Annotated in this window: 19 protein-coding genes and 1 pseudogene; 17 read left to right on the top strand and 3 right to left on the bottom strand. The window is 60.6% G+C overall.

What is annotated here, in order from left to right; all coding sequences use genetic code 11:
- Positions 1-230: 230 nt before the first annotated feature.
- Positions 231-350: pseudogene (locus IEQ42_RS27415) on the bottom strand (TIGR03759 family integrating conjugative element protein); the annotation flags it as partial.
- Between the two features lie 269 nt (positions 351-619).
- Here IEQ42_RS27415 and IEQ42_RS25510 point away from each other — a divergent pair.
- From IEQ42_RS25510 to IEQ42_RS25440, 15 genes are all read left to right on the top strand, one after another.
- Positions 620-928, top strand: coding sequence for a hypothetical protein (locus IEQ42_RS25510; RefSeq protein ID WP_017737801.1), 309 nt, complete (start codon positions 620-622; stop codon positions 926-928).
- A 184-nt stretch (positions 929-1,112) separates the two neighbouring features.
- Positions 1,113-3,086 (top strand): putative bifunctional diguanylate cyclase/phosphodiesterase, encoded by a 1,974-nt coding sequence (locus tag IEQ42_RS25505; protein ID WP_017737800.1) that lies wholly within the window; start codon positions 1,113-1,115, stop codon positions 3,084-3,086.
- Positions 3,087-3,248: 162 nt separating this feature from the next.
- Positions 3,249-6,248 (top strand): xanthine dehydrogenase family protein molybdopterin-binding subunit, encoded by a 3,000-nt coding sequence (locus IEQ42_RS25500; RefSeq protein WP_017737799.1) that lies wholly within the window; start codon positions 3,249-3,251, stop codon positions 6,246-6,248.
- The gene (locus IEQ42_RS25495; protein WP_017737798.1) at positions 6,245-7,051 is read left to right on the top strand and encodes an FAD binding domain-containing protein; all 807 of its coding nucleotides are present in this window, start codon (positions 6,245-6,247) and stop codon (positions 7,049-7,051) included. The genes IEQ42_RS25500 and IEQ42_RS25495 overlap by 4 nt, the downstream gene beginning before the upstream one ends.
- Positions 7,052-7,053: 2 nt before the next feature.
- A complete protein-coding gene (locus tag IEQ42_RS25490) occupies positions 7,054-7,554 on the top strand; it encodes a (2Fe-2S)-binding protein (RefSeq protein ID WP_008060977.1) in 501 nt (166 codons plus the stop codon).
- A 5-nt stretch (positions 7,555-7,559) separates the two neighbouring features.
- Positions 7,560-9,098: an AMP-binding protein gene (locus tag IEQ42_RS25485; protein ID WP_034113328.1), complete on the top strand. Its 1,539-nt coding sequence runs from the start codon at positions 7,560-7,562 to the stop codon at positions 9,096-9,098.
- A 19-nt stretch (positions 9,099-9,117) separates the two neighbouring features.
- On the top strand, positions 9,118-9,921 hold the full coding sequence (locus IEQ42_RS25480; protein WP_052229556.1) for an enoyl-CoA hydratase/isomerase family protein: 804 nt from the start codon (positions 9,118-9,120) through the stop codon (positions 9,919-9,921).
- A gap of 194 nt (positions 9,922-10,115) precedes the next feature.
- Positions 10,116-10,481 carry a hypothetical protein gene (locus IEQ42_RS27410; protein WP_228732039.1) on the top strand — a complete coding sequence of 122 codons (366 nt, stop codon included), beginning with the start codon at positions 10,116-10,118 and terminating at the stop codon, positions 10,479-10,481.
- Positions 10,469-11,902: a UbiD family decarboxylase gene (locus IEQ42_RS25470; RefSeq protein WP_017737794.1), complete on the top strand. Its 1,434-nt coding sequence runs from the start codon at positions 10,469-10,471 to the stop codon at positions 11,900-11,902. Before IEQ42_RS27410 ends, IEQ42_RS25470 begins: the two co-directional genes overlap by 13 nt.
- Before the next feature lie 78 nt (positions 11,903-11,980).
- On the top strand, positions 11,981-13,333 hold the full coding sequence (locus tag IEQ42_RS25465; protein ID WP_026136921.1) for an MFS transporter: 1,353 nt from the start codon (positions 11,981-11,983) through the stop codon (positions 13,331-13,333).
- An 11-nt stretch (positions 13,334-13,344) separates the two neighbouring features.
- Positions 13,345-14,103: an SDR family NAD(P)-dependent oxidoreductase gene (locus tag IEQ42_RS25460; protein WP_017737792.1), complete on the top strand. Its 759-nt coding sequence runs from the start codon at positions 13,345-13,347 to the stop codon at positions 14,101-14,103.
- Positions 14,104-14,152: 49 nt separating this feature from the next.
- A complete protein-coding gene (locus tag IEQ42_RS25455; RefSeq protein ID WP_017737791.1) occupies positions 14,153-14,941 on the top strand; it encodes a sterol desaturase family protein in 789 nt (262 codons plus the stop codon).
- A gap of 71 nt (positions 14,942-15,012) precedes the next feature.
- Positions 15,013-16,455 carry an aldehyde dehydrogenase family protein gene (locus IEQ42_RS25450; protein ID WP_017737790.1) on the top strand — a complete coding sequence of 481 codons (1,443 nt, stop codon included), beginning with the start codon at positions 15,013-15,015 and terminating at the stop codon, positions 16,453-16,455.
- Positions 16,456-16,475: 20 nt separating this feature from the next.
- Positions 16,476-17,429 (top strand): LysR family transcriptional regulator, encoded by a 954-nt coding sequence (locus IEQ42_RS25445; protein WP_210705939.1) that lies wholly within the window; start codon positions 16,476-16,478, stop codon positions 17,427-17,429.
- On the top strand, positions 17,413-18,036 hold the full coding sequence (locus IEQ42_RS25440) for a UbiX family flavin prenyltransferase (RefSeq protein WP_210705938.1): 624 nt from the start codon (positions 17,413-17,415) through the stop codon (positions 18,034-18,036). The genes IEQ42_RS25445 and IEQ42_RS25440 overlap by 17 nt, the downstream gene beginning before the upstream one ends.
- Positions 18,037-18,052: 16 nt before the next feature.
- On the opposite strand, the gene IEQ42_RS25435 is transcribed toward IEQ42_RS25440, so the two are convergent.
- Positions 18,053-18,832, bottom strand: coding sequence for an alpha/beta fold hydrolase (locus IEQ42_RS25435; protein ID WP_017737787.1), 780 nt, complete (start codon positions 18,830-18,832; stop codon positions 18,053-18,055).
- 90 nt (positions 18,833-18,922) lie between these two features.
- Between IEQ42_RS25435 and IEQ42_RS25430 the strand changes: the two genes are divergently transcribed.
- Positions 18,923-19,894 (top strand): XdhC family protein, encoded by a 972-nt coding sequence (locus IEQ42_RS25430; protein WP_017737786.1) that lies wholly within the window; start codon positions 18,923-18,925, stop codon positions 19,892-19,894.
- A 186-nt stretch (positions 19,895-20,080) separates the two neighbouring features.
- Positions 20,081-20,935 carry a helix-turn-helix transcriptional regulator gene (locus tag IEQ42_RS25425; RefSeq protein WP_017737785.1) on the top strand — a complete coding sequence of 285 codons (855 nt, stop codon included), beginning with the start codon at positions 20,081-20,083 and terminating at the stop codon, positions 20,933-20,935.
- A 103-nt stretch (positions 20,936-21,038) separates the two neighbouring features.
- Here IEQ42_RS25425 and IEQ42_RS25420 read toward each other — a convergent pair whose 3' ends face one another.
- A complete protein-coding gene (locus IEQ42_RS25420; RefSeq protein ID WP_017737784.1) occupies positions 21,039-21,329 on the bottom strand; it encodes a DUF6388 family protein in 291 nt (96 codons plus the stop codon).
- Positions 21,330-21,761 lie beyond the last annotated feature (432 nt).

Below are 21,761 nucleotides of genomic sequence, written 5' to 3'. Positions count from 1 at the left end.
AGATACCAGGATCGAATAGCCATTGGGAGCTGCGCAGGCCGCAGAGTGCCTCTGCTTTTCTTAGGAGTGCGCGTATAGGCGTCAAAGCTATCCACAAAGGGCGTGGGTATATCTGTGGATAATGACCCAGGCACTGCGGAATACAGGGCTTGCAATGTGCTGGTCATTAATTGAGCAGGTTTCGTGTGCAGCTGACGTCGGCGAGCAGGCTTAGGGGCGCGAAGTCGCTATCGTTCGGCTTGGATCTGCAGTTTTACGTCACGCCTGCACTCGTCAGCCAACCATGCCTCAATACCTAATGCCGTAAGTGGATCAATACCAGCAGAGTAGATCCCACGCGGCCCTTCCATACTCACCTTGCGCCACCCGCTGCCCACGGCCAAGGCTTCGGCCTCAGTGTATTGCCTGTCCGGTGGCCGCCTGGTGTTGGTCGTGGAATTGGGGGACCGGGCCGTGGAGTTCCTGCAATCCCCTTACGGCGAAATGTTCGGTGTGAGATACCCAAGCCCGCCAGTCACCTGCCGACGCTGGTGACCGAGACAGCGGTCAGCCGATGGGGATTGCGCGTAATTCCGATGGCTGGATCACTTACCCACGCGGTCTTCAATTGCAGGCGGAAATGGTCGCACGCTGGCAGGCAGCGGTAACAGCTTATGCACCGGGTGTGTTCAAGCCTTTCGTGCAGTCGCTTTACATCGAAATGGCCGAACATCCCGACCATTCACCGAGCCCAATTCACTTGATATTGCGCGCCGGGTGCAATGTGATCCTGCAGTTTCTCGAAGGACTCAGTGCGGCCGGTGTCAACCATGTGGTTTTGAATTTCAAGTACGGCGAACGCGATGCCGCTCAGGTGGTGGAAGAAGTTGGCCGAGAAATTTTGCCGCGACTTGAGGACAGCGAAGCCGGCCGAATGGGAGCAATCTGATACGGTTTCTTATGGTGGATCTGAGCCTTTTTTGTGGCTAGGTCGGTGCTTTATAAAGTGCGCGACCGGAGTGCGAGCGGATTGTGCCCGGCCGGCCACTTTTTCAGACTCTTTGAAGATCGATGGTCTCGGCAGTCCTCAGGAACCACCATGAATACCCGCCGCACGAGATTTCATTCATGGAATGGCCATTGGTCCACAGGAAGGAACCTGCGGCACCGCAGCGTTCCGTCGCGAGCTGGTGGTCACCGAAGACATCGCCCGGGACCCAAGCTGGGAGCGTTTTCGCGGCCTGGCGCTGGGGCATAACCTGCGTTCCTGCTGGTCGGTGCCTTTGCTCTCCCATCAAGGATGCGTGTTGGGTACATTTGCCCTGTACCAGAACCGCGCCCATGCGCCGGACGAGGCGCAGATTCAGCGACTGGCCTGCGCGGCCCAACTGGCAGCCATTGCGATCCGCCATGAACGTGACGGCCAACGTCTGGAGGAAAGCGAACAACGTTTTCGTTCTTTGTTCACCTATAACCCAAACCCGGTGTTCGCCCTCGATCTGGCCGGCAACATCCAGAGTGTGAATCCAGCGGGCCTGAAGCTCAAGCCGCTTACCGCAACCGACTTCATCGGTCATCACTTTGCCAATCTGGTGGTCGAAGAAGACCTGCAACGGGTCAGTCGGCATTTCTCTGCAGCCAGCACCGGAGAGCCCCAGCGCTTCGAGGCACGGGTTCGCGACGTGAGCGACAAGCTGTTGACCATGGACATTTCCAACCTGCCGATCATGGTCAATGGCGAGATCGTCGGGGTATTCGGAGTTGCCAGGGACATCAGCGAGCAGAAGCACTACGAGCGCCAGTTGAGCTTCAACGCCTGCCATGATCGGCTGACCGGTTTGCTTAACCGTGTCTCTCTTGAAGACCGGCTTATGCTGGATTGTCACATCAGTCGTCGGCGTAAGCGTCGTCTGGCGGTGATTTGCATTGATCTGGATGGATTCAAATCCATCAACGATTCGATCGGACACTACTTCGGCGATCAGGTGCTGATTGAGGTGGCGCAGCGTATGACCCAGCAGGTTCGTCCCGGTGACACCATCGTGCGCATGGGCGGTGACGAATTTATCGTTCTGCTGCCGGACCTGCTTCGTGATGAAGACGTCGTTCCGGTGACGGAGCGATTGATGGCCAGCATTGCCAGACCCTACTGCATCCAGGGCATTGACCTGCACGTAAGTGCAAGTGTCGGCATCCCCCTGAGCGATGGTCACATCGAGCAGCCGATGCAGCTGATCCAGCAGGCTGACATGGCCATGTACAAAGCCAAGCAGCAAGGGCGCAACAATTTTCAGTGGTACACCAGCGATCTCAATCAGCGTGTTTGCGAGCACGCGAGCCTGCGCAATGACCTGCAGAAGGCAATCGAAACCCAGTCGTTCAAGTTGCATTATCAACCGCAGATAGACGCGCGAACGTTACAGGTGGTCGGGATCGAAGCGTTGCTGCGCTGGGAGCATCCCGAAAAAGGATTTATCTCGCCAGCGGTGTTTGTACCGGTGGCAGAGGACAGTGGTCAGATTATCCCGCTGAGCCTTTGGGTACTCGATACGGCCTGCGCGCAGCTGCGTCAGTTAGGCGAGCAGGGCATCACCGGCATCTCGATGGCGGTGAATATTTCGCCGATGCATTTTCAGCGTGGCAATTTCGTCCAGTGTGTCCAGGCCACCCTGGAGAAACATGGTCTCAGTGGTGAGCAGTTGGAGCTGGAGATCACCGAGTCGCTTCTGTTGCATAACGCTGAACAGGCAATTGAAACCTTGCACCGGCTCAAGATGTTGGGGGTGCGCATTGCGCTTGATGATTTCGGCACCGGTTTTTCCAGCCTCAGCTACCTCAAGCGTTTGCCCATCGACAAGATCAAGATTGACCGCTCGTTCATCCAGGAAATCACCACCGATAATCACGATGCCGCGATCACCCAAGGCATTATTTCCATGGCCCATCACCTCAGCCTGACGGTGGTCGCCGAAGGCGTGGAAACGGCGTCTCAGGTGGATTTCCTGAAGGGCAGTCGCTGCGATATTTTTCAGGGGTATTACTTTGCCAAACCAATGCCCTACGCAGAAATCGAAGCGTTCCTGAGCCATCCCGCGTCCCTTCCCTGAGCGGCCATTCTGTCGGGTCCCAGTCCTGTAAATCAGACGCTAAGGCAAATTGTCAGACTCCAACGCAGAACTCCCTCTCCCCAGGCAAGGCGCTCCCTGCGCCTTTCTCACACACTCGGCTCTAACGCTATCGCGCTGCATAACAACAAGAGCCGCGAAAAAATGACTAGTTTCCAACCTGCTACCGAAAATCAGACCGGCCACATCGGCGCCCGTCAGGCCCGTGTCGAGGACGCCGCATTGTTGCGCGGTCTCGGCTGCTATGCCGATGACGCTGCGATCCCGCCGGGGACGCTCCATGCGGCGATCATCCGTTCACCCCACGCTCATGCGCGGATCACCTCGGTGGACTTTTCCAGTGCGCTGCTGATGAAAGGCGTGCACGGCGTGCTGGTCGGCGAAGACGTCAAACGCTGGGCGCTGCCATTTCCGGTGGGTGTACGTCAGCCGATGGAGCACTGGTGCGTCGCCGTCGACAAAGTGCGCTACGTTGGAGAGCCGGTGGCCGTGGTGATCGCCGAGAGCCGCTATCTGGCCGAAGACGCCATCGAAGGTGTGCGCGTTGAATACGAGCCGCTGCCCCCGATCATCGATCCAGAACGGGCCACCGCCGAACAGGCGCCTATCCTGCACGAAGCCGTCGGCAGCAACGTGGTCAACGAACGACGCTTTCGTTATGGCGAGCCGGAGCAGGCCTTCGAGCAGGCGCCGCACAAGGTCTCGCTCAAAGTGAAGTTTCCGCGCAGTTCCTGCACACCCATTGAATGCTATGTGGTGTTGGCTCAGTACGAGCGCGCCACCGGCATTTATGACGTGCTGGCCAATTTCCAGGGCCCCTATGCATTACACACGGTCATGGCCCGGGCTCTGAATGTGCCTGGCAACCGCTTGCGTTTGCGCACACCGAAAGATTCCGGTGGCAGCTTTGGCATCAAGCAAGGGGTTTTCCCTTACGTGGTGATGATGGGGCTGGCGTCACGCAAGGTCGGCGCACCGGTGAAGTGGGTCGAGGACCGTCTGGAACATCTTCAGGGGGCTTCTTCGGCGACCAATCGGGTGACCGAAATTGAAGCGGCGGTAGAAGCAGACGGGCGCATCACCGCTTTGCGTTATGACCAGATCGACGATTGTGGTGCCTACCTTAGAGCGCCTGAACCGGCGACTTTCTACCGCATGCACGGCAACCTGACGGGTGCCTATGCGATCCGCAATCTGCAAGTGCGCAACCGCGTGGTGCTGACCAACAAAACCCCTTCCGGCCTGAACCGTGGTTTCGGTGGCCCGCAGGTATATTTCGCCCTGGAGCGGCTGCTGCAACATATCGCCGTGCAGTTGAAGCTTGATCCGTTGGACGTGATCCGCCGCAACCTGGTGCCGGCCGATGCCTTCCCATATCGCGCGGCCGCCGGTGCGTTGCTCGATTCCGGCAACTACCAAGCTGGCATTGCCTTGGCGGCGGCTGACGGTGGACTCGACGAGTTGCTCAAACGTCGTGATCAGGCGCGGGCCGAAGGTCGAATCTATGGCATTGGCTATGCCGCCGTCATTGAACCCTCGATTTCCAACATGGGTTACATCACCACCGCGATGACACCCGAAGAGCGGCGCAAGGCCGGTCCGAAAAACGGCGCTGTCGCCACCGCAACCATCAACGTCGGCCCGTTGGGTGACGTCAGTGTGCATGTGTCCTCGGCACCGCAAGGGCAGGGCCATCAAACCACCGTCGCTCAGGTCGTCGCCGAAGTGCTTGGGGTTGCATTGGAATCCATCGTGGTCAACGTCGAGCTGGATACTCAGAAGGACGCTTGGTCGATTGCCTCGGGCAACTATTCCAGCCGTTTCGCCGGCGCTGTGGCCGGTGCCGTCTATAAGGCCGCGCTGAAGATCCGCGATCGCCTCGCCGTGATTGCCGGCGAGCAATTGCAGGCCAGTCCCGAAGATATTCGTTTCGCCGGCGGCAAGATTTTTGTGGTCAATGGCGGGGCGGTGGCGCCATTCCATCGGATTGCCGGTGCGACCCACTGGTCGCCGGGCCTGCTACCGGAAGGTGAAAGTGGCGGTCTGCGCGAAACCGCGTTCTGGAGCCCGCCGCAATTGGTGGCCCCGGACGACCAGGACCAGGTCAATAGCTCGCTGTGCTACGGCTTTGTCTTCGACATCTGTGGTCTGGAAATCGACCGCATGACCGGCGAGATCCACATCGATCGCTACGTCACCTGCCATGACGCCGGCCGCCTGCTCAACCCCGCGCTGGTCGACGGCCAGATTCGTGGTGGCTTCACCCAAGGCCTCGGCGCGGCGCTGATGGAAGAATTCGCCTACGGTGAGGACGGCAGCTTCCTCTCCGGGACCTTCGCCGATTATCTGGTGCCAACCGCACCGGAAGTGATCGAACCGGTGATCCTGCACATGGAAACGCCATCGCCCTTCACCCCGCTGGGCGCCAAGGGTGTGGGCGAGGGCAACAACATGAGCACGCCGGTGTGCATCGCCAACGCGGTGGCCGACGCCCTCGGTCGCTCGGACATCCGTCTGCCACTGACACCATCGAAAGTACGCACGCTCATCGGGATCGACGAGCCCCCTCGGCCCGCCGGTATGGAGCCCGACGAAGACCTGGACGCAGCACCTGCCGGTGGACCCGCGTTGCGGGCCAACGACTCGGTGGTGATTCCTGCTTCGCCGCAACAGGTCTTCGATACCTTGCTCGACCCGCAGACGCTGGCGGCGATCATTCCCGGTTGCCACGACCTCGTGCTTGAAGGCGAGAACCGATACCGCGCAGACGTCACCGTCGGCGTCGGCATGATCCGTGCGCGCTTCGAGGCCAAGGTGGCCCTGAGTGATCTGGACCCACCGCATTCGTTGCGTCTGTCCGGTTCCGGCAGCAGCTCGATGGGTTCGGCCCAGGGCCAGGCCAAAGTGCGTTTCGTCGAACTGGAAAATGGCCACACGCGTCTGGAATACCAATACCAGGTGGCGGTCAGCGGCAAAGTCGCCGCGGTCGGCGGCCGAATGTTGCAAGGGGCCTCGAAAGTGATCATCGGACAAATCTTTACTCGCCTGTCGCAACGGGTCAGCGGCCAAGCCATCTCCACCGGCTGGTGGGCGCGACTGCGCGCCTCGCTTGGCGCGCTGTTTGGCAAGGGGGGTGCGCAATGAAACCGGCTGCTTTCGATTACGTTCGGGCTGAAACCCGTCGTCAGGTGGTTGAGTTGCTCGCCGAGTATGGCCAGGAGGCTCGCATCATCGCCGGTGGCCAATCGCTGATGGCGGTGCTGAACATGCGCCTGGCTCAACCCAAGTTGCTGATCGATATCAATCATGTGGCCGAGCTGGCCTATATCGAGCTGCGCAAGGATTGCCTGGCGGTAGGTGCCGGGGTGCGACAGGCGCAGTTGCTGGCGCGTTCGACCCTGATGGACGAGGTGCCTTTATTGGCACTGGCGATGCCCTGGATCGGCCACTTCCAGACGCGTAATCGCGGTACGGTCTGCGGTTCGGTGGCTCACGCCGACCCCAGCGCCGAGTTGCCGCTGTGCCTGGTGACACTGGGCGGCGAGATCGTTCTCGAGTCCAAAAAAGGCAAGCGCATCGTCAAGGCCGCCGACTTCTTCCAAGGCATTCTCACCACCGACAAGCGTGCGGATGAGCTGGTCGTCGAGGTGCGTTTTCCGCTCAAGCGCGAAGGCATCACCTATCGCTTCCGCGAAATCGCCATGCGCCACGGCGACTTTGCAATTGTCTCCCTGGCCGCGGCCATCGGGACGGACCAGGTCGAACTCGGCATCGGCGGGGTCGCCGACCGTCCGCAACGTCGCAGCCTGCCACGGGGTGCGGCGCTGCCTGACGCGCTCAATCAAACCGCCTGGTCGCTCGATGCACAAGACGACGTGCACGCCAGCGCCGCCTATCGCCGCCAACTGGTTCGCGAGCTGGGTCATCAGATGATCGAAGGAGTCTGAACATGCGTGTAACTGCCGACCAAACCTTTCCGATTCGCCTGGAACTCAATGGCCGCTCCCGCGAAGCGCTGGCCGAACCGCGGACCCAACTCTGCGACTTCCTGCGCCACGACCTCGGTGCCACCGGCGTCCATGTCGGTTGCGAACACGGTGTCTGCGGCGCCTGCACGGTGCTGGTGGACGGGGTCGCCATGCGTTCCTGCCTGATGCTCGCGGTACAGGGGCACGAGCGGCGTATCGAGACCGTCGAGTCCCTGGCCGACGACGACACACTGAGCGACCTGCAACAAGCCTTTCGCCGTCATCACGCCTTGCAGTGCGGCTTTTGCACTGCGGGCATTCTCATGTCCTGCGTGGATTTCCTCGAACGGGTACCCAACCCGGACGAGACCCAGGTACGCGACATGCTTTCGGGGCATCTATGTCGCTGCACGGGCTACACCGGCATCGTCCAGGCCGTGCTCGAAGTCGCTGCCCAGCGCCAAACGAACAAAGGGGTATAACAATAATGTTCGATCTCGGACGCAGTTTTCTCGCTGCCGTTGAACGCCGACCGCACGCCGTGGCGGTCAGTGACGGTGCGTTGAAGAAAACCTATGAAGACTGGTTCGTCGATATCCAGAGCGCAGCGCGGGGCTTGCAACGCCTTGGGCTGCAACGGGGTGACCGACTGCTGGTAGCGATGCAGAACCGCTGGCAGATGGCGACCCTGCATTGGGCCTGTCAGTTTGCGGGCGTGGTCATGACCCCGTTGAACTGGCGTTCGACTGCCGATGAACTGGGCTACTGCATCGAAGATGCGCAAATCCGCGCACTGGCTTACGACGACGCGACCGTGGCCGCGGTGGCCGGTTGCAGCGCCGCCACCAGGCTGCCACGGATCGCCGCCGGTATCCGTGCCGCCGACACCGACCTGAGTTTCGAGGAGCTGTGTTCGCAGACCCCCTCCGACATCATTTTGCAGGCCGACGCCGAAGACTTTTCACTGCTGCTGTACACCTCCGGAACCACCAGCAAGCCCAAGGGCGTGCCCCGTCGGCACCGTAGTGAACGCGCCGCGGCGGTGGCCCACGTAGCGCAAAACCTCTACCGCCAGAGCGAGTGCACGCTGGGTGTCATGCCGCTTTACCACACCATGGGCGTGCGTTCGTTGCTGTCCATGGCGCTGATCGACGGGCATTTCGTTTGTGTGCCGAAGTTCGACGTGGAAGCCACGCTGCAGGCCATCGAGCGGGAAAAGGTCAGCAACCTGTACCTCGTACCGACGCTCTACCACATGCTCATCGAGCACCCGGCCTTCGCCCGCGAGCGAGTAGCCAGTGTGGAGAAAATCGGCTTTGCCGGCGCGCCGATGAGCGACGGCTTGATGCGTCGCGTCGAGCAGGCGTTCCAGCCGCAGTTGTTCGTCAACCATTACGGCAGCTCGGAAATCTACACCTTCACCATCGACCAGCAGGCCAGTCGCAAACCCGGCTCCTCAGGGCGCAGTGCAATGAACCAGCGCGTGCGCGTGGTACCGATCGATGCTGAAACGGTGGACGTGCAGGCCAACCCATTGGAGGAGGGCCAGATCATCGCCGACCTGGCGAGTGACGAGGCGTTCGAAGGCTACCTGAACCGCCCTGAGGCGAACGCCAAGGCGTTGCGTGACGGATGGTATTTCACCGGTGACATCGGCTACTTCGATCTGGAAGGCGATCTGTTCGTCACGGGTCGTGTCGATGACTTGATCATCACCGGCGGCGAAAACGTCAGCCCGGCGGAAATCGAAAACATGCTCTCTCTGCACCCGGCAGTGGAAGAAGTGGTGGTGGTCGGTCTGCCTGACGAGCAGTGGGGCAAGATCATTGCAGCGTTTATCAAGCTGCGCGCCGAGGTGTCGGAATGCGACCTCGATGCTCATTGCATCGCTTCGGGCCTGGCCAAATTCAAGCGGCCACGGCGTTACCAGTTCATCGATCAGATTCCCAAATCTCCAGTTGGCAAGGTGCTGCGGCGCGTGCTGCTGGCCCAATTTCAGGAACAGGCCTTGAAGGCCATCAGCTAATCATCCAGAGGACACTCCAATGCAACAACAAGCGATCCAGCAATTTCTCGACACTCAGTTCGATGGCTTCCAGGTTGAAGTCGATGTGTCCCGCGAGCGCGCTGACATCATCCTCAACCGGGCGCCGTTGAACGTCATTTCCATGGGGCAGCGCGATCAACTGCGCCTGGTCTTCGAAGCCCTCGATGCACACAAAGATGTGCGCGTCATCGTGCTGCGCTCGGTGGGTGAACACTTCTCCAGCGGTGGCGACATCAAGGGTTTCCTTGAAGCTTCGCCGGAGCACGTTTCGAAGCTGGCCTGGAACGTTGCGGCACCGGCACGTTGCGAAAAACCGGTAATCGTCGCCAACCGTGGTTACACCTTCGGCGTCGGTTTTGAATTGTCCCTGGCCTGCGATTTCCGCGTTGCTTCGCAAACCACGCGCTACGCCTTGCCGGAGCAGAACCTGGGTCAGATCCCAGGCTCGGGAGGCTCCGCACGCCTGCAGAAAATCATCGGCATCACCCGCACCAAACACATGGTGATGCGCGCCAAGCGCATTACGGGCGACCAGGCCTATGCCTGGGGTATTGCTACCGAGGTCGTGCCAGATACCGAACTGGAAAACACCGTCGATGCGCTGGCTGATGAACTGCGGCGCTTCTCGCCGCTGGCTCAGCGCACGGCGAAAAAACTGATCAACGACAACGAAGATGCGCCGCTGACCGTCGCGATCGAAATGGAAGGTCACTGCTACAGCCGCCTGCGCAGCTCCAAGGACTTCAAGGAAGGCGTCGAAGCGTTTCACAGCAAGCGTCCGGCAGTGTTCACCGGCGAGTAAATGCGTACCGGCGAGCAGGCCCGGGAGCATGTCGGCAACGGCGTGCCTCCCTATAGAGCAGGGCCTGCCGCCCCTTCACTGAAACTGATAGGGCGCATCAATATTCGTTAATAGAAAACCCGTTGCGGGGCTCGTAGGGTGAGATCGGCTGCACCGAAATCCGTCCAATAAATATAAAAATCGGAGTTCCACTTATGGCTTCTTGCTGGCTGGTATTAACCATCGTGGCCGCCTACAGGGTGGTCTTGGCGTTGATCAGTTTCTGGGTTCGACGCTCTACACAAAGCGCGAAAAACTTCACCTCCGGAGGCAAGGAATTCCCGGCGGTGATTCCATCGTTGCAGGCCTTTGCGCAATTTTTCGGGCACATGCACGAATGGATGGCCGGGATCGCCGTTGCAGGACTGGCCGGGGCGCTGTTCGGCACCATGGCCGCGCTAACCATGGGCATCGCCACCTTGTTGCTCAAGGACTTCTATCAGCCGTTCTTTAACCCGCCGCCGGGTGACCGGGCATGCCACCAAAACAATAATGACGAGGTAAGGCCATGCAGCCTGTGACCCTTTCCACCCCCGAAGCCGACATGGCCGGGGACTTGCCAGCAGGCGCCAGCCTGCGTGGCTGGCTCGACCATTTGCAGCGCCAGCAGCGTTTGGCAATGATACGTCCCGGCGTGGACCTGCGTTTCGGCGTTGCAGCGATTGCTAATCGTCTGGACGGCAAGAGCGCTTCACTGTTTCCCCAGCCTGGCGGCCACTCGATTGCGGTGGTTTCCGGCCTGCTGTCCGACCGGCAGTGGATGGCCGAGGCGATGGGCGTGGAGTCCGCTGAAGTGTTGGCGCGTTTCGAGGCGGCCAGCCTCAATCCGCTGCCGTGGCGGGAAGTCAGCGATGCAGCTTGTCAGCAAGTGGTGCATCGCGAGATCGACCTGAACAAACTGCTACCAATTCCCACCCACAACGAGTACGACAGCGGCCCTTACATCACCGCTGGCCTGCTGATTACCCGCAACCCGCGCACCGGGGTGCAGAACGTTTCGATTCACCGCTTGCAGGTGAGCAGCCCAAATCGACTGGGTGCATTGCTGCTGCCACGCCATGCGCTGGCCTTCTTTCAGGAAGTCGAGGCGCTGGGTGAGGATCTGGACGTGGCGGTGGTAATTGGTGCTGATCCGCTGACCTTGCTGGCGTCCCAGGCCATCGTGCCGATCGATCACGACGAACTGGAAATCGCCGGCGCTCTGCATGGCCGTCCGCTGGCGGTAACGCGCTGCGTGACCCATCAGATTCGCGTGCCTGCCGACGCCGAGATCGTCATCGAGGGCCGGTTGCTGGCCAAGGCGCGGGAGATGGAAGGGCCGTTCGGCGAGTTTCCGCAGTACTACGGCGAACGCGCCGAGCGACATGTGATCGAAGTCGACGCCGTAACCCATCGTCACAACCCGATCTTTCACACCATCGTCGGCGGCGGCCTGGAACACTTGCTGCTCGGCGGCATCCCGCGCGAAGCGACCATGCTCGCGCACTTGCGCCGCAGTTTTCCGTGCGTGCGTGACGTGCACCTGAGCAAGGGCGGAGTGTGTCGTTATCACCTTTATGTGCAGATCGACAAACGCTCCGAAGGCGAGGGCAAGAACGTCATCCTCGGCGCGCTGGGCGGTCACTACGACATCAAGCATGTCACCGTGGTGGATCTGGATGTGGACATTCATGACCCCACCGAAGTCGAGTGGGCGATTGCCACCCGTTTCCAGGCCGACCGCGACCTGGTGCTGATCCACGAATCCCAGGGCTCGAAACTCGACCCGTCCACCCGTGACGGTGTCGGCTCGAAGATGGGCTATGACGCCACGGTGCCGCTGTCGGCACCGACCATGCGCTTCAAACGAATCCAGGTGCCGGGCCAACAGGAAGTCGAACTCGACAAGCTAGCGCACGCGGCGCCGCAAGACTGGCAACGCGTGCTCCAGACGCACGATTGAACCCGGCGGCCGTTGGTGTTCAGCGGCCTGTTTCCGATAGTTCCAACCAACTCAAGACACGTCTTGCGTGAGGCAACCATGACCACGACAACAACAACAACTGCATCGCCAACCAGCGCCGCTATCGATACACCGCAGATTCCACCGGGCAAGGCCTTACTGGCGGCATTTGCCTCGACATTCGGCTGGGCGCTGGATTTGTTTGACCTGTTCATTCTGCTCTACGTGGCGCCGATCATCGGCCGCATGTTTTTCCCCTCGGACACCCCGACACTGTCGCTGGCCGCGGTATACGCCTCATTCGCCGTGGCCCTGCTGGTGCGCCCCCTGGGTTCGGCAATCTTCGGCGCGTATGCCGACAAGCACGGCCGCAAGCGAGCGTTGATGGTGTCGATGGTCGGCGTCGGTATTTCCACGGCACTGTTTGGCGCGCTGCCGACCATTCATCAGGCCGGCATATTGGCCCCGATACTGTTTCTGCTATTGCGGGTGATTCAGGGCATTTTCGTTGGCGGCATCGTGGCCTCCACTCACACCATCGGCACCGAATCCATCTCGCCGCGCTATCGCGGCCTGATGTCCGGGTTGATCGGTGGTGCCGGTGCCGGCATGGGCGCGCTGTTGGCGTCGTTCACTTACCTGGTGTTGTCGGAAATTTTCCCCGGGGATGAATTTGACGTCTGGGGCTGGCGCTTCATGTTCTTCTGCGGGCTGCTCAGCACGTTTTTCGGGCTGGTGATGTTCCGCTATCTGGAAGAAACCCCGGTCTGGCAGCAACTGCAACAAGCGCGCAAGACCAAGGGGCCGGCGGTAGTGGTCGTGTCGCCGCTCAAGCGTCTGTTTGGTCGCGAGTACCGCAGCGTGATGCTGGTCAATCTGCTGATTACATTCGGCGGCGGAGCAACGTATTACCTGGCCTGCGGTTATCTGCCGACCTTGCTCAACGTGGTCGCCAAAGTGCCCCATACGCAAACTTCGCAGATGCTCATGTACGGGTCGGTGGCAACCATTGTCGGAGCACTGGCCTTCGGTTACCTGAGTGACCTGATCGGTCGCAAGAAGACCTTCATGCTACTGGGTGTGATTAACCTGGTGAGCTTGCCGATGATGTTCCTCGGTGTCGCCGAGCCGGGTTCGCTGACCCGCACTGCGCTGTATTGCGTGGGCATCGCCTTCATGGGCGGGGCGATCATCGCGCCGATCCTGATCTTCCTCAACGAACGCTTCAGCACCGAGCTGCGCGCCAGCGGCACAGGATTGTCCTGGAACATCGGTTTCGCCCTCGGTGGAACCATGCCGACCTTTGTGTCCCTGTTCAGCAGCAGCCCCGCGCAGATCCCCATGGTACTGGCGATTTTCGCCGCCGGCCTGTCGGTGATCTACCTGATCGGCAGCGTGGTGATTCCGGAAACCCAAGGCAACTTCAAGTGAAGGAGATGGCAATGAACAGATTGACCGGCAAGGTCGCTATCGTCACCGGCGCGGCCCAAGGTATCGGCGCCACCTACGCCAAGGCGCTGGCGGCCGAGGGCGCGAAGGTGGTGCTCTGCGATTTGAAGGCGCCTGACGAAACCGCTGCCGCGATCCGCAACAAGGGCGGTACGGCCCTGGCAATCGCTTGCGACGTGACCGACGGTGCCGCGGTGCAAGCCATGGTCGAGGAAGCCGTGGCGCAGTTCAGCGGTGTGCACGTGCTGATCAACAACGCGGCGTTGTTCGCCACCCTGGAACTCAAACCTTTCGAGCAGACCAGCTCGGCGGAATGGGACCGGATCATGGCAGTCAACGTGCGCGGTTCCTTCGAGTGCGCGAAGGCGGTAATGCCGGTGATGCGCCGTCAGGGCTACGGCAAGATCGTCAATATTGCCTCGGCAACGGCTTTCAAAGGCGCGCCGATGATGGCGGCGTATGTCGCGTCGAAGGGCGCGGTGATTGCCCTGACACGCTCGATAGCGCGCGAAGTCGGCGACGCCGGCATCCGCTGCAACTGCCTGGCCCCCGGCCTGACCATGAGCGCCAACGTCCAGGCCAACGCCGCCTGGGCCGGCGACATCGTGCGCAACAACATCGCCAGCCGCTGCATCAAGCGCGAGGCGGTACCGGAAGACCTGGTCGGCGCGCTGCTGTTTCTGGCCAGCGCCGACAGCGATTTCATGAGCGGCCAGACTGTGGTGGTCGACGGCGGCTCGGTGACCCACTGATAGGGGGAGTCCATGCGCAGCCGATATTTCATTGAAAGGGTAAACCGTTATGAATCGTGAACAACAAATCGTTGAGCGTTCGCACGCATACCGCGAGAGCTATCGTGCGTCCACACCCAGCTGGTATCGCGGCGAAATGCACCTGGCTTTCACCCTGCTGTTCACCGGCGGGGTGCTCTGGTACTGCGCCAGCCAGATTGTCGATGCGAGCTGGCAGGAGTGGTTGCTGGTGGTAGTGCCGATGTTCCTGTTCGGCAATTGGGCCGAATGGGCGGGCCACCGTTATTTGCTACACAGCCCGAGGAGCTGGCTCAAGCCGGCCTACAAGCGGCATGTCGCCACCCACCATCAGTTCTTCTCGCACAAGACGCTGGACTATCACGGCCATCAGGATTGGCGCGCTCTGCTGTTTCCCCCATTCGCTCCGGTGTTGTTCGTGATGGCCGCGCTGCCGCTGGCCCTGCTGCTGGGCACGTTATGGACGGCCAACGCCGGCTATATCGCAATGTTGACGATGGCGGCCTACTTCCTGATGTACGAAGGCCTGCACACGCTGTCGCACCTCGAGCATCCGCTGCTCGATGCCATGCCGCTGGTCAACACGGTGCGCCGCATGCATGTCCTGCATCACAACCCGGACTTCATGCACACGCGCAATTTCAACCTGACCTTTCCGATCTGCGATGCACTGTTTGGCACCAGCGACTTGAACAAGGGCGTGCTGGGCACGCTGTTCAATGGCATGTCGGATGCGGCGCGCAAACCCGAGGACCAGGCTCGCGTTGATGCGCAGCAGGTCGAGCGCGCGTCCAAAGCGGCTACCGAACACCAGCTCTGACAGCGACTCAATGAGCGGTCGGTTCTGGTGGTCGACCGCTGCTCGCTGACCCACGGAATACCGGAGGACTCATGCAAAGCAGACATTTCATCGATGGGCAATGGACCGACGCGGGACATTGGGCGGACAGCTTCGACCCGGCCAGCTGCGAGTTGATCGGCCGCTTCGCCGATGGCGGCGAAGCCGAGGCGCAAGCGGCGGTCTCCGCCGCCGCGCGCGCCTTCGCCAACCCGCAGTGGTCACAGAATCCGCGCCTGCGTCAGCAATTGCTGCTGGATTGGGCCGCAGGCCTCAAGGCACGCCAGGAGGAACTGGCGCAGCTGCTCACCCGCGAGAATGGCAAGGCCCTGGTGCAATCGCGCGGCGAGATAGCCGGGGCGATTTCCGAGATTGTCTATTATGCCGGTCTGGCCCGACACAATCCCGGCCATGTGATGGAGGTGGCGCCTGGCGAGTTCTCCAACATGCTGCGTGAACCGGCCGGGGTCGCGGGGCTGATCATTCCATGGAATGCCCCGGCGGTGCTGCTGGTGCGCGCCCTCGCCCCGGCATTGGCGGCCGGCTGCACCGCGGTGATCAAGCCGGCGCCGCAGACCGCGCTATTCAACGCGGCCATGCTCGAGCCGCTATTCGCCCTACCGGGCCTACCGGCCGGCGCGGTCAACCTGTTCGCTGAAACTGGGCATGTCGGCGCGGCGTACCTGGTGGCTTCGCCGCTGGTAGATGTGCTCAGCTTTACTGGCTCCACCGCAACCGGCCAGCGCATCATGCAAGACGCCGCAGCGACCATGAAGAAGCTGTCCCTTGAACTCGGCGGCAAATCCTGTTGCCTGGTCTTCGAGGATACCGACGTCGAGGCTATCGCACCGAAACTGGCGGCAGCAGCAACCATCATTTCCGGCCAACAGTGCACCGCCGCACGGCGCGTGCTGGTGCAGGCCAGCCGTTTTGCCGAGATGAAACGTGCGCTCAGTGCCGCGCTCGGCGAAATCCGCCTGGGCCACGGTTTGGAGGCGGCGACGCAAATGGGCCCGCTGATCGACTGGCAGTCGCGCGACAAGGTCGAGAGGCGCATCGCCGAGGCGCTGGACTGTTGCGACGAGGTGCTGCTGGCCGGCGGCCGCCCGGATGGCGCGCTGAGTCAGGGCGCCTTCCTCGCCCCTGCACTGATCGCCCACCGCGACAGCGGCGCGTTCTTCTGCCAGGAGGAAATCTTCGGCCCGTTGCTGGTGCTGGAGTCCTTCGAAGATGAAGCCGAGGCAGTAGCGCGCGCCAACCATACCGAGTTCGGTCTGTCGGCGAGTGTCTGGACCGGGCAGGGCGCTCGCGCCTGGCGTGTCGCTCGGGCACTGCGCAACGGTACGGTGTGGCTGAACGACCACAACAAATTGTTCGCCGAGGCGGAAACCGGTGGCTACCGCAAGAGCGGCCTGGGGCGCTTGCATGGCGTCGATGCGCTGCTGGATTTCAGCGAGCTCAAACACATTTATCAGAACGTCGGCACGCTCGGTTGAGCGCGCACGCGAGGGTGACCATGGAGCTGCGCCATCTGAAGTATTTTACCTGCCTTTATGAGGAAGGCTCCGTCACCCGGGCTGCGCAGCGCTTGAATATCGTGCAACCGGCGTTGTCGATGCAGATCGCCAGGCTTGAGGAAGAACTCGGGCAGACGTTGTTCGAGCGCAGCTCCAAGGGCATGGCGCCGACCGAGGCCGGCGATCAGGCTTATCGTTTGTTCATGCCGATTCTTGGCCAGCTGCTGGCGGCGCGTCAGGCCCTGATCGACCGTAGCGGCCAGATCGGCGGACGCATCAGTGCCGGGCTGATCGCGTCTGCCGCCAACAACGCGTCGGCCAGCACCCTGGCGCATTTCGTCGAGCATCAGCCACAGGTTGAATTGAGCGTCACCTCGGGCTACAGCCAGGAGTTGATCGCGAAGGTCCTGACCGGCGTGCTGGATTTCGCGGTCATCAACCAAAGCTTTCAGCATGAGCACCTGATCGGCCACGACATTTTCGATGAGGAGCTACTGGTCGCCACCGGTGCAGCCAATCGCCTTAATGGAGCGTTGCCCTTGCCGTTGGCCAGTCTGGCGGGATTCAAACTGGTGCTGCCCTCGCGTCGTCACGGGCTGCGTATGGTCATCGACCAGCACCTTGCCGCCCAGGGCATTGAAGTCACCCCGCAGTTGGAGGTGGACGATCTGGCGGTCATTGAGGACTTCTTGCGTCGCAGCGACTGGGTCAGCGTGCTGCCGGCAACCGTCTTGCATCGCGGATTGCACGAAGGCGCGTTGCGCGCCTATCCGCTGGCCGCGCCGGGGATCAGCCGGCGCATGGTCTGTGTGCACGACGCCCGTCGACCACTGACCCCGGCGGCAATGCTGTTCATCGAGATGATCGGCAAAACCATGACCACCGCACTCGACGCCATCCATTTCTACAAAGAAGGCCCGATAGAGGAAGGCGACCATGAGCGTTCCCAGTAATAGTCGGCCGCAGCGGCTGATCGTAGGAATTTCCGGTGCCTCCGGCGCCGTTTATGGCGTACGTCTACTGGAGCTGTTGCGCGACACGCCGATTGAAACCCATCTGGTGGTCAGCAAGTCGGCGCTGATTACTTTGGCCCATGAAACCGAGATGTCCTGGTCTCAGATCAAGACCCTTGCTGACGTTAGCTACATCAATCAGGACATCGGCGCGGCAATTGCCAGTGGCTCGTTCAAAACCATGGGCATGATCATCGCGCCGTGTTCGATACGCAGCCTGTCAGAAATTGCCAGCGGCGTGACCTCAACGCTGCTGACCCGCGCCGCCGACGTGGTGCTCAAGGAGCGCCGGCGCCTGGTGCTGATGGTTCGCGAGACGCCACTGCACCGCAATCACCTGCGCAGCATGACCGAGTTGGCTGAACTCGGTGCGGTGATCGCGCCGCCAGTGCCTGCGTTCTATGCCAAGCCGACCAGCCTGGATGACATGATCGATCACACTGTAGGAAGGGTGCTGGATATGTTCGATATCGAACTGGGTGTCGTCCGTCGCTGGCGCGAACGACAGGAGCGCGTAGCAACGCTGGATGAGGTGATCGATGGTTGAGTCACATTCGGGGCATTCAGGCGGGGAGGCGCTCCAGGAATTCGCAGATCAGCTGCAAGGTCCGCTCGGTCGCTTCGGTCTGGGGAAAGTGCCGGCAGTTATCCAGCAACACACAGCGGCACGGCCCAGGCACCTGTCGCTGGATGACCATCAGTTGCTCGGGCGTGGCGTAGTGGTCTTCGCGACCCTGAATGACCAGCAGCGGCCTTTCGATATAAGCCAACTGCGCTTCGAGATCGTCCAAGGAAAAGTCCGGGTGCAACCAGCTGTCGCTCCAACCGTGAAAGGCGCCGTCGACATTGGTCCCATGGTGGCGTGCCAGGCGTTCGCGCAATTCGCCCTGATGCCAAACCTCGGTGGTATGGCGAATGCCATCGAGGCTCTCGGTCTCGACAATCACGTGAGGCGCCAGTGCAATGCTGCCCAATACGCGGGGATCATTGGCGGCGGCATAGGCGAGGACAATGGAGGCGCCGTCACTGTGACCGAGCAAAACCACTTGCGGCAGTTGCAAGGCATCGAGCAATTGCCGCAGTTCACGAGGGCCGTCGCTGCTCAGGTAGTTCAGCGGACGCGGCAGGGTTACCGGGCTCGATTGCCCATAACCCTGACGACTGTAGGTGACCACACCGCAACCGCTGGCCTGGGCCAGGCGCTGGGGGAAGTCTTTCCATTGATCGGCGCTGCCGAGGCCTTCGTGCAACAGCACAAGCGTCGGTCGCGATGGGTCAGCCGCAGGAATTTGGCGATATTCCAGGCGCAGCGGCCCAAGTTGCAGAAATTGTTGTGGCGACATGTTGAATCAACGATTGAACAAGGTTGCTCGCAGGTTACCGTAAACGTAACCCTGTCTGCAGCACCACGCTTTGCTTGAGGTACAGAAAACATGCGTCATCTCGATGTTCAGGTGATCGACCAGGCACTGCAATGGGCTCGCGCCGGGCAGGCCCAGTGGCTGTGTACGGTGCTCTCCACCTATGGCTCGGCGCCGCGTGCGCCGGGGGCGATGCTGGTGACCAATGGCTCGGGCGAACACGTCGGCTCGCTGTCGGGTGGCTGCGTCGAGGAGGAGTTTCTCGAAAGCCTGACGCGCGGTGAATTACGCGAACCGGCGCAGATCGTCAGTTATGGCGACAGCGTCGAGCAACGCCACCGTCTGCGATTACCCTGTGGTGGCGTGCTGATCGTGCTGGTCGAGCACCGCGCTGCGAGTCTCGAATGGATCGAGCACCTGGAGAGTCTGCAAGCGGCGTTACTGGGTCAGCGGCGTCTGCTGCGCCATGTCGAGTTGAGCAGCGGAGCCTTGCGCCTGGACGCAGACATCGGACACGGCAGCGAGCGGGTGCAAGTCGTCGACGAGACGGTGCGCATCAGTGTTGGCCCTGCGTTGCGACTGATTCTGGCCGGGCTGTCGCCGGTCGCTGAAGTTTGCGCCAGTTTCGCCCGCGCCATCGGCTGCGAAGTCATCGCCTGCGACCCCCGGGATGAGATGCAGCATGTGCAGCTCGAAGGCGTGGAGATGCAACGCGTGCTGCCCTCGATGTACATCGCCGCTGGTGGTTGCCATGCGGCGACTGCGGTGGTGGCGCTGACTCACGATCCTCGAATCGATGATCTGGCGCTGATGGAAGCGGTTCACACCCCGGCGTTTTACATCGGTGCCATGGGTTCTCAGGCAACCTCGGCCAAGCGCGCCGAGCGGCTCAAGCGCATCGGTGGTCTGACGGATGAACAGATTGCCCGTTTGCACATGCCCATCGGCCTCGATCTGGGCAGCAAGGCCCCGGCGGAGATCGCTCTGGCGGTGGTGGCCGATATCCTGCGCGTTTATCACGGCAAAGAACGCCATGCCTTGTAAGGCGGTTTTTCCGACGAACGTGGGGGCTGCGAAAGTCGAGGTAGACGCTCGGTCATTCGCGCGCGATAGTGGCCAGCCAAGTCTGGCTGAACCATGGACCGATCGACGGGCTTGAGAAATAGATAAGCGCCCCGATGATATGCATTGAGGCCGATAACAATATCGCTTCAAGCGAGGAGGAATCTGATGTCGATTGCCCAACGGGTTTTCCACGGCAGGTTTGGCCGGGTCGCCTTGCTGAATATGGATCATTCGCTGGTCACCCATACCCATTCCGAATGCCATGTGCTGGTCAAAGTGTCCGGCGAGGATACTTACTTCAACGTTAACGGTCGACGGGTTCCGCTCAGTGATCGCACCGCGGTGTTGGTCAACGCCTGGGAGCCGCATTTCTACGATCCGCAGCCGGGTGCCGGTGCCACGCTAATCCTGGCGCTTTACATAGAGCCCGCCTGGCTGGCCACTGCCCAGCAATCGCTGGCGCTCAGCGGTCGGCCGGACTTTTTTGCCCAATCATGCATCGAGCTGTCGAGTCGAAATCGCACCCTGGCCGACATCCTGGTCGCCGAAGCGCATGGTTGTGGGATCGTGCCGAAAGAGCGTTTGGAGTTCATGCTGTTCGACTTCCTGATCGAACTGATCGAGGACTTTTCCAGCTGGCGGCATTTGTCGCTACTGGGTGCGCCCAACACAGGTGAGTTCCGGGATGCGCGCGTGCGCCGTGGCACCGCCTGGTTGCTTGAGCACCTCGATGATCCGAACCCGATCGACAACGCCGCGCGGGCCTGTGGTCTGTCTCGGGCACACTTCTTTGCGCTGTTCAAGAAAGACACCGGCATGACCCCGACCCTGCTGCTTAACGACGCGCGCATGCGCCGGGCTTTTGCCTGGCTGGAGCGTGAGCGCAGTGGCACGTTGGGCCTGTTGTCTGAGAACCTCGGGTTCTCCGAGCAAGGTCATTTCACACGGTTTTTCCGTCAGCACATCGGCGCTTCCCCCAGCCAGTATCGGCGTGTGGTTGATAGTTATACGGCGGTTTGAACCGAGAGGAGGGCGGGAGTATTGGGTAATGCTCCCGCCGATGAAGTTAGTCTTTCATCTTGAAACTCTGAGCTTTTAAAGGTTACGAAATTTGTAGCGTCTATTAATTGTCCATAAAGTCATAAATCTCTTTCATGCGTTCTTCGCGCATCAATTCAAGTTCTTCCTTGGTTTCGGCCGCCCACTGCAGGATGAAGTCCCAGCAATCGCAGCCGTGCGCGTCGGCTTCTGCTTCAAATGCTTCTTTCAGAAATTTAAGGCGATATTCTTCTGGCGAGAGCCCGCAGTTTTCAGCGAGGCTGTAATTCAGCTCGCTGAGTTCAAGCTGAATCCATAGATTGGCGTCCAGGAATTTCTTCAGGGCAAGTTCGGCTCTAAGTTCTTTTGCGATCATGAATGCTCTCTTGTGGCATGCAATAAGTAGCTGGTTGTTCAAGGTCGGCCCAGCGCTAAATTGGACTATGTCAATTTCCTGCCATCATCCATCCTCGAACGCCATGACTTTCACTCAGCTCTTTCACGACTCGAGCCGCGTCCTGCTTATGTTTATATGGGCCTATGACGACAAAATTGTTTTCTTTACGCGCTACCGGCAACTCCAGTTGCTGAATGGCTTTTAGTGCGCGATGGCGGCTGGGCGTATTCAATGCGGGCGTGAATTCGTCGGGAAGATTTGTACTGATTTCTGTCGCAACTTTATTAGGGAAGGTCTGAAGTACCCACCGATTTTTGAGGCCCTCGCTGCTTGAGGTTCAAAAAATCCAAGTCGGCCGAAAAACAGACCCTTCTTGTCTTTAATTCACGGCTCTTTCCTCTGATCGTGCTG

It is taken from the genome of Pseudomonas iridis (assembly GCF_017980685.1).
Lineage (GTDB): Bacteria > Pseudomonadota > Gammaproteobacteria > Pseudomonadales > Pseudomonadaceae > Aquipseudomonas > Aquipseudomonas iridis.
The sequence above is the reverse complement of the archived record's forward strand: the minus strand, read 5'-3'. Positions and strand labels throughout refer to the sequence as shown.

Excerpts from the sequence above, each read along its gene's own strand:
- IEQ42_RS25510 (WP_017737801.1), top strand. The coding sequence starts at position 620 with ATGGTCGCACGCTGGCAGGCAGCGGTAACAGCTTATGCACCGGGTGTG.
- IEQ42_RS25505 (WP_017737800.1), top strand. The coding sequence starts at position 1,113 with ATGGCCATTGGTCCACAGGAAGGAACCTGCGGCACCGCAGCGTTCCGT.
- IEQ42_RS25500 (WP_017737799.1), top strand. The coding sequence starts at position 3,249 with ATGACTAGTTTCCAACCTGCTACCGAAAATCAGACCGGCCACATCGGC.
- IEQ42_RS25495 (WP_017737798.1), top strand. The coding sequence starts at position 6,245 with ATGAAACCGGCTGCTTTCGATTACGTTCGGGCTGAAACCCGTCGTCAG.
- IEQ42_RS25490 (WP_008060977.1), top strand. The coding sequence starts at position 7,054 with ATGCGTGTAACTGCCGACCAAACCTTTCCGATTCGCCTGGAACTCAAT.
- IEQ42_RS25485 (WP_034113328.1), top strand. The coding sequence starts at position 7,560 with ATGTTCGATCTCGGACGCAGTTTTCTCGCTGCCGTTGAACGCCGACCG.
- IEQ42_RS25480 (WP_052229556.1), top strand. The coding sequence starts at position 9,118 with ATGCAACAACAAGCGATCCAGCAATTTCTCGACACTCAGTTCGATGGC.
- IEQ42_RS27410 (WP_228732039.1), top strand. The coding sequence starts at position 10,116 with ATGGCTTCTTGCTGGCTGGTATTAACCATCGTGGCCGCCTACAGGGTG.
- IEQ42_RS25470 (WP_017737794.1), top strand. The coding sequence starts at position 10,469 with ATGCAGCCTGTGACCCTTTCCACCCCCGAAGCCGACATGGCCGGGGAC.
- IEQ42_RS25465 (WP_026136921.1), top strand. The coding sequence starts at position 11,981 with ATGACCACGACAACAACAACAACTGCATCGCCAACCAGCGCCGCTATC.
- IEQ42_RS25460 (WP_017737792.1), top strand. The coding sequence starts at position 13,345 with ATGAACAGATTGACCGGCAAGGTCGCTATCGTCACCGGCGCGGCCCAA.
- IEQ42_RS25455 (WP_017737791.1), top strand. The coding sequence starts at position 14,153 with ATGAATCGTGAACAACAAATCGTTGAGCGTTCGCACGCATACCGCGAG.
- IEQ42_RS25450 (WP_017737790.1), top strand. The coding sequence starts at position 15,013 with ATGCAAAGCAGACATTTCATCGATGGGCAATGGACCGACGCGGGACAT.
- IEQ42_RS25445 (WP_210705939.1), top strand. The coding sequence starts at position 16,476 with ATGGAGCTGCGCCATCTGAAGTATTTTACCTGCCTTTATGAGGAAGGC.
- IEQ42_RS25440 (WP_210705938.1), top strand. The coding sequence starts at position 17,413 with ATGAGCGTTCCCAGTAATAGTCGGCCGCAGCGGCTGATCGTAGGAATT.
- IEQ42_RS25435 (WP_017737787.1), bottom strand. The coding sequence starts at position 18,832 with ATGTCGCCACAACAATTTCTGCAACTTGGGCCGCTGCGCCTGGAATAT.
- IEQ42_RS25430 (WP_017737786.1), top strand. The coding sequence starts at position 18,923 with ATGCGTCATCTCGATGTTCAGGTGATCGACCAGGCACTGCAATGGGCT.
- IEQ42_RS25425 (WP_017737785.1), top strand. The coding sequence starts at position 20,081 with ATGTCGATTGCCCAACGGGTTTTCCACGGCAGGTTTGGCCGGGTCGCC.
- IEQ42_RS25420 (WP_017737784.1), bottom strand. The coding sequence starts at position 21,329 with ATGATCGCAAAAGAACTTAGAGCCGAACTTGCCCTGAAGAAATTCCTG.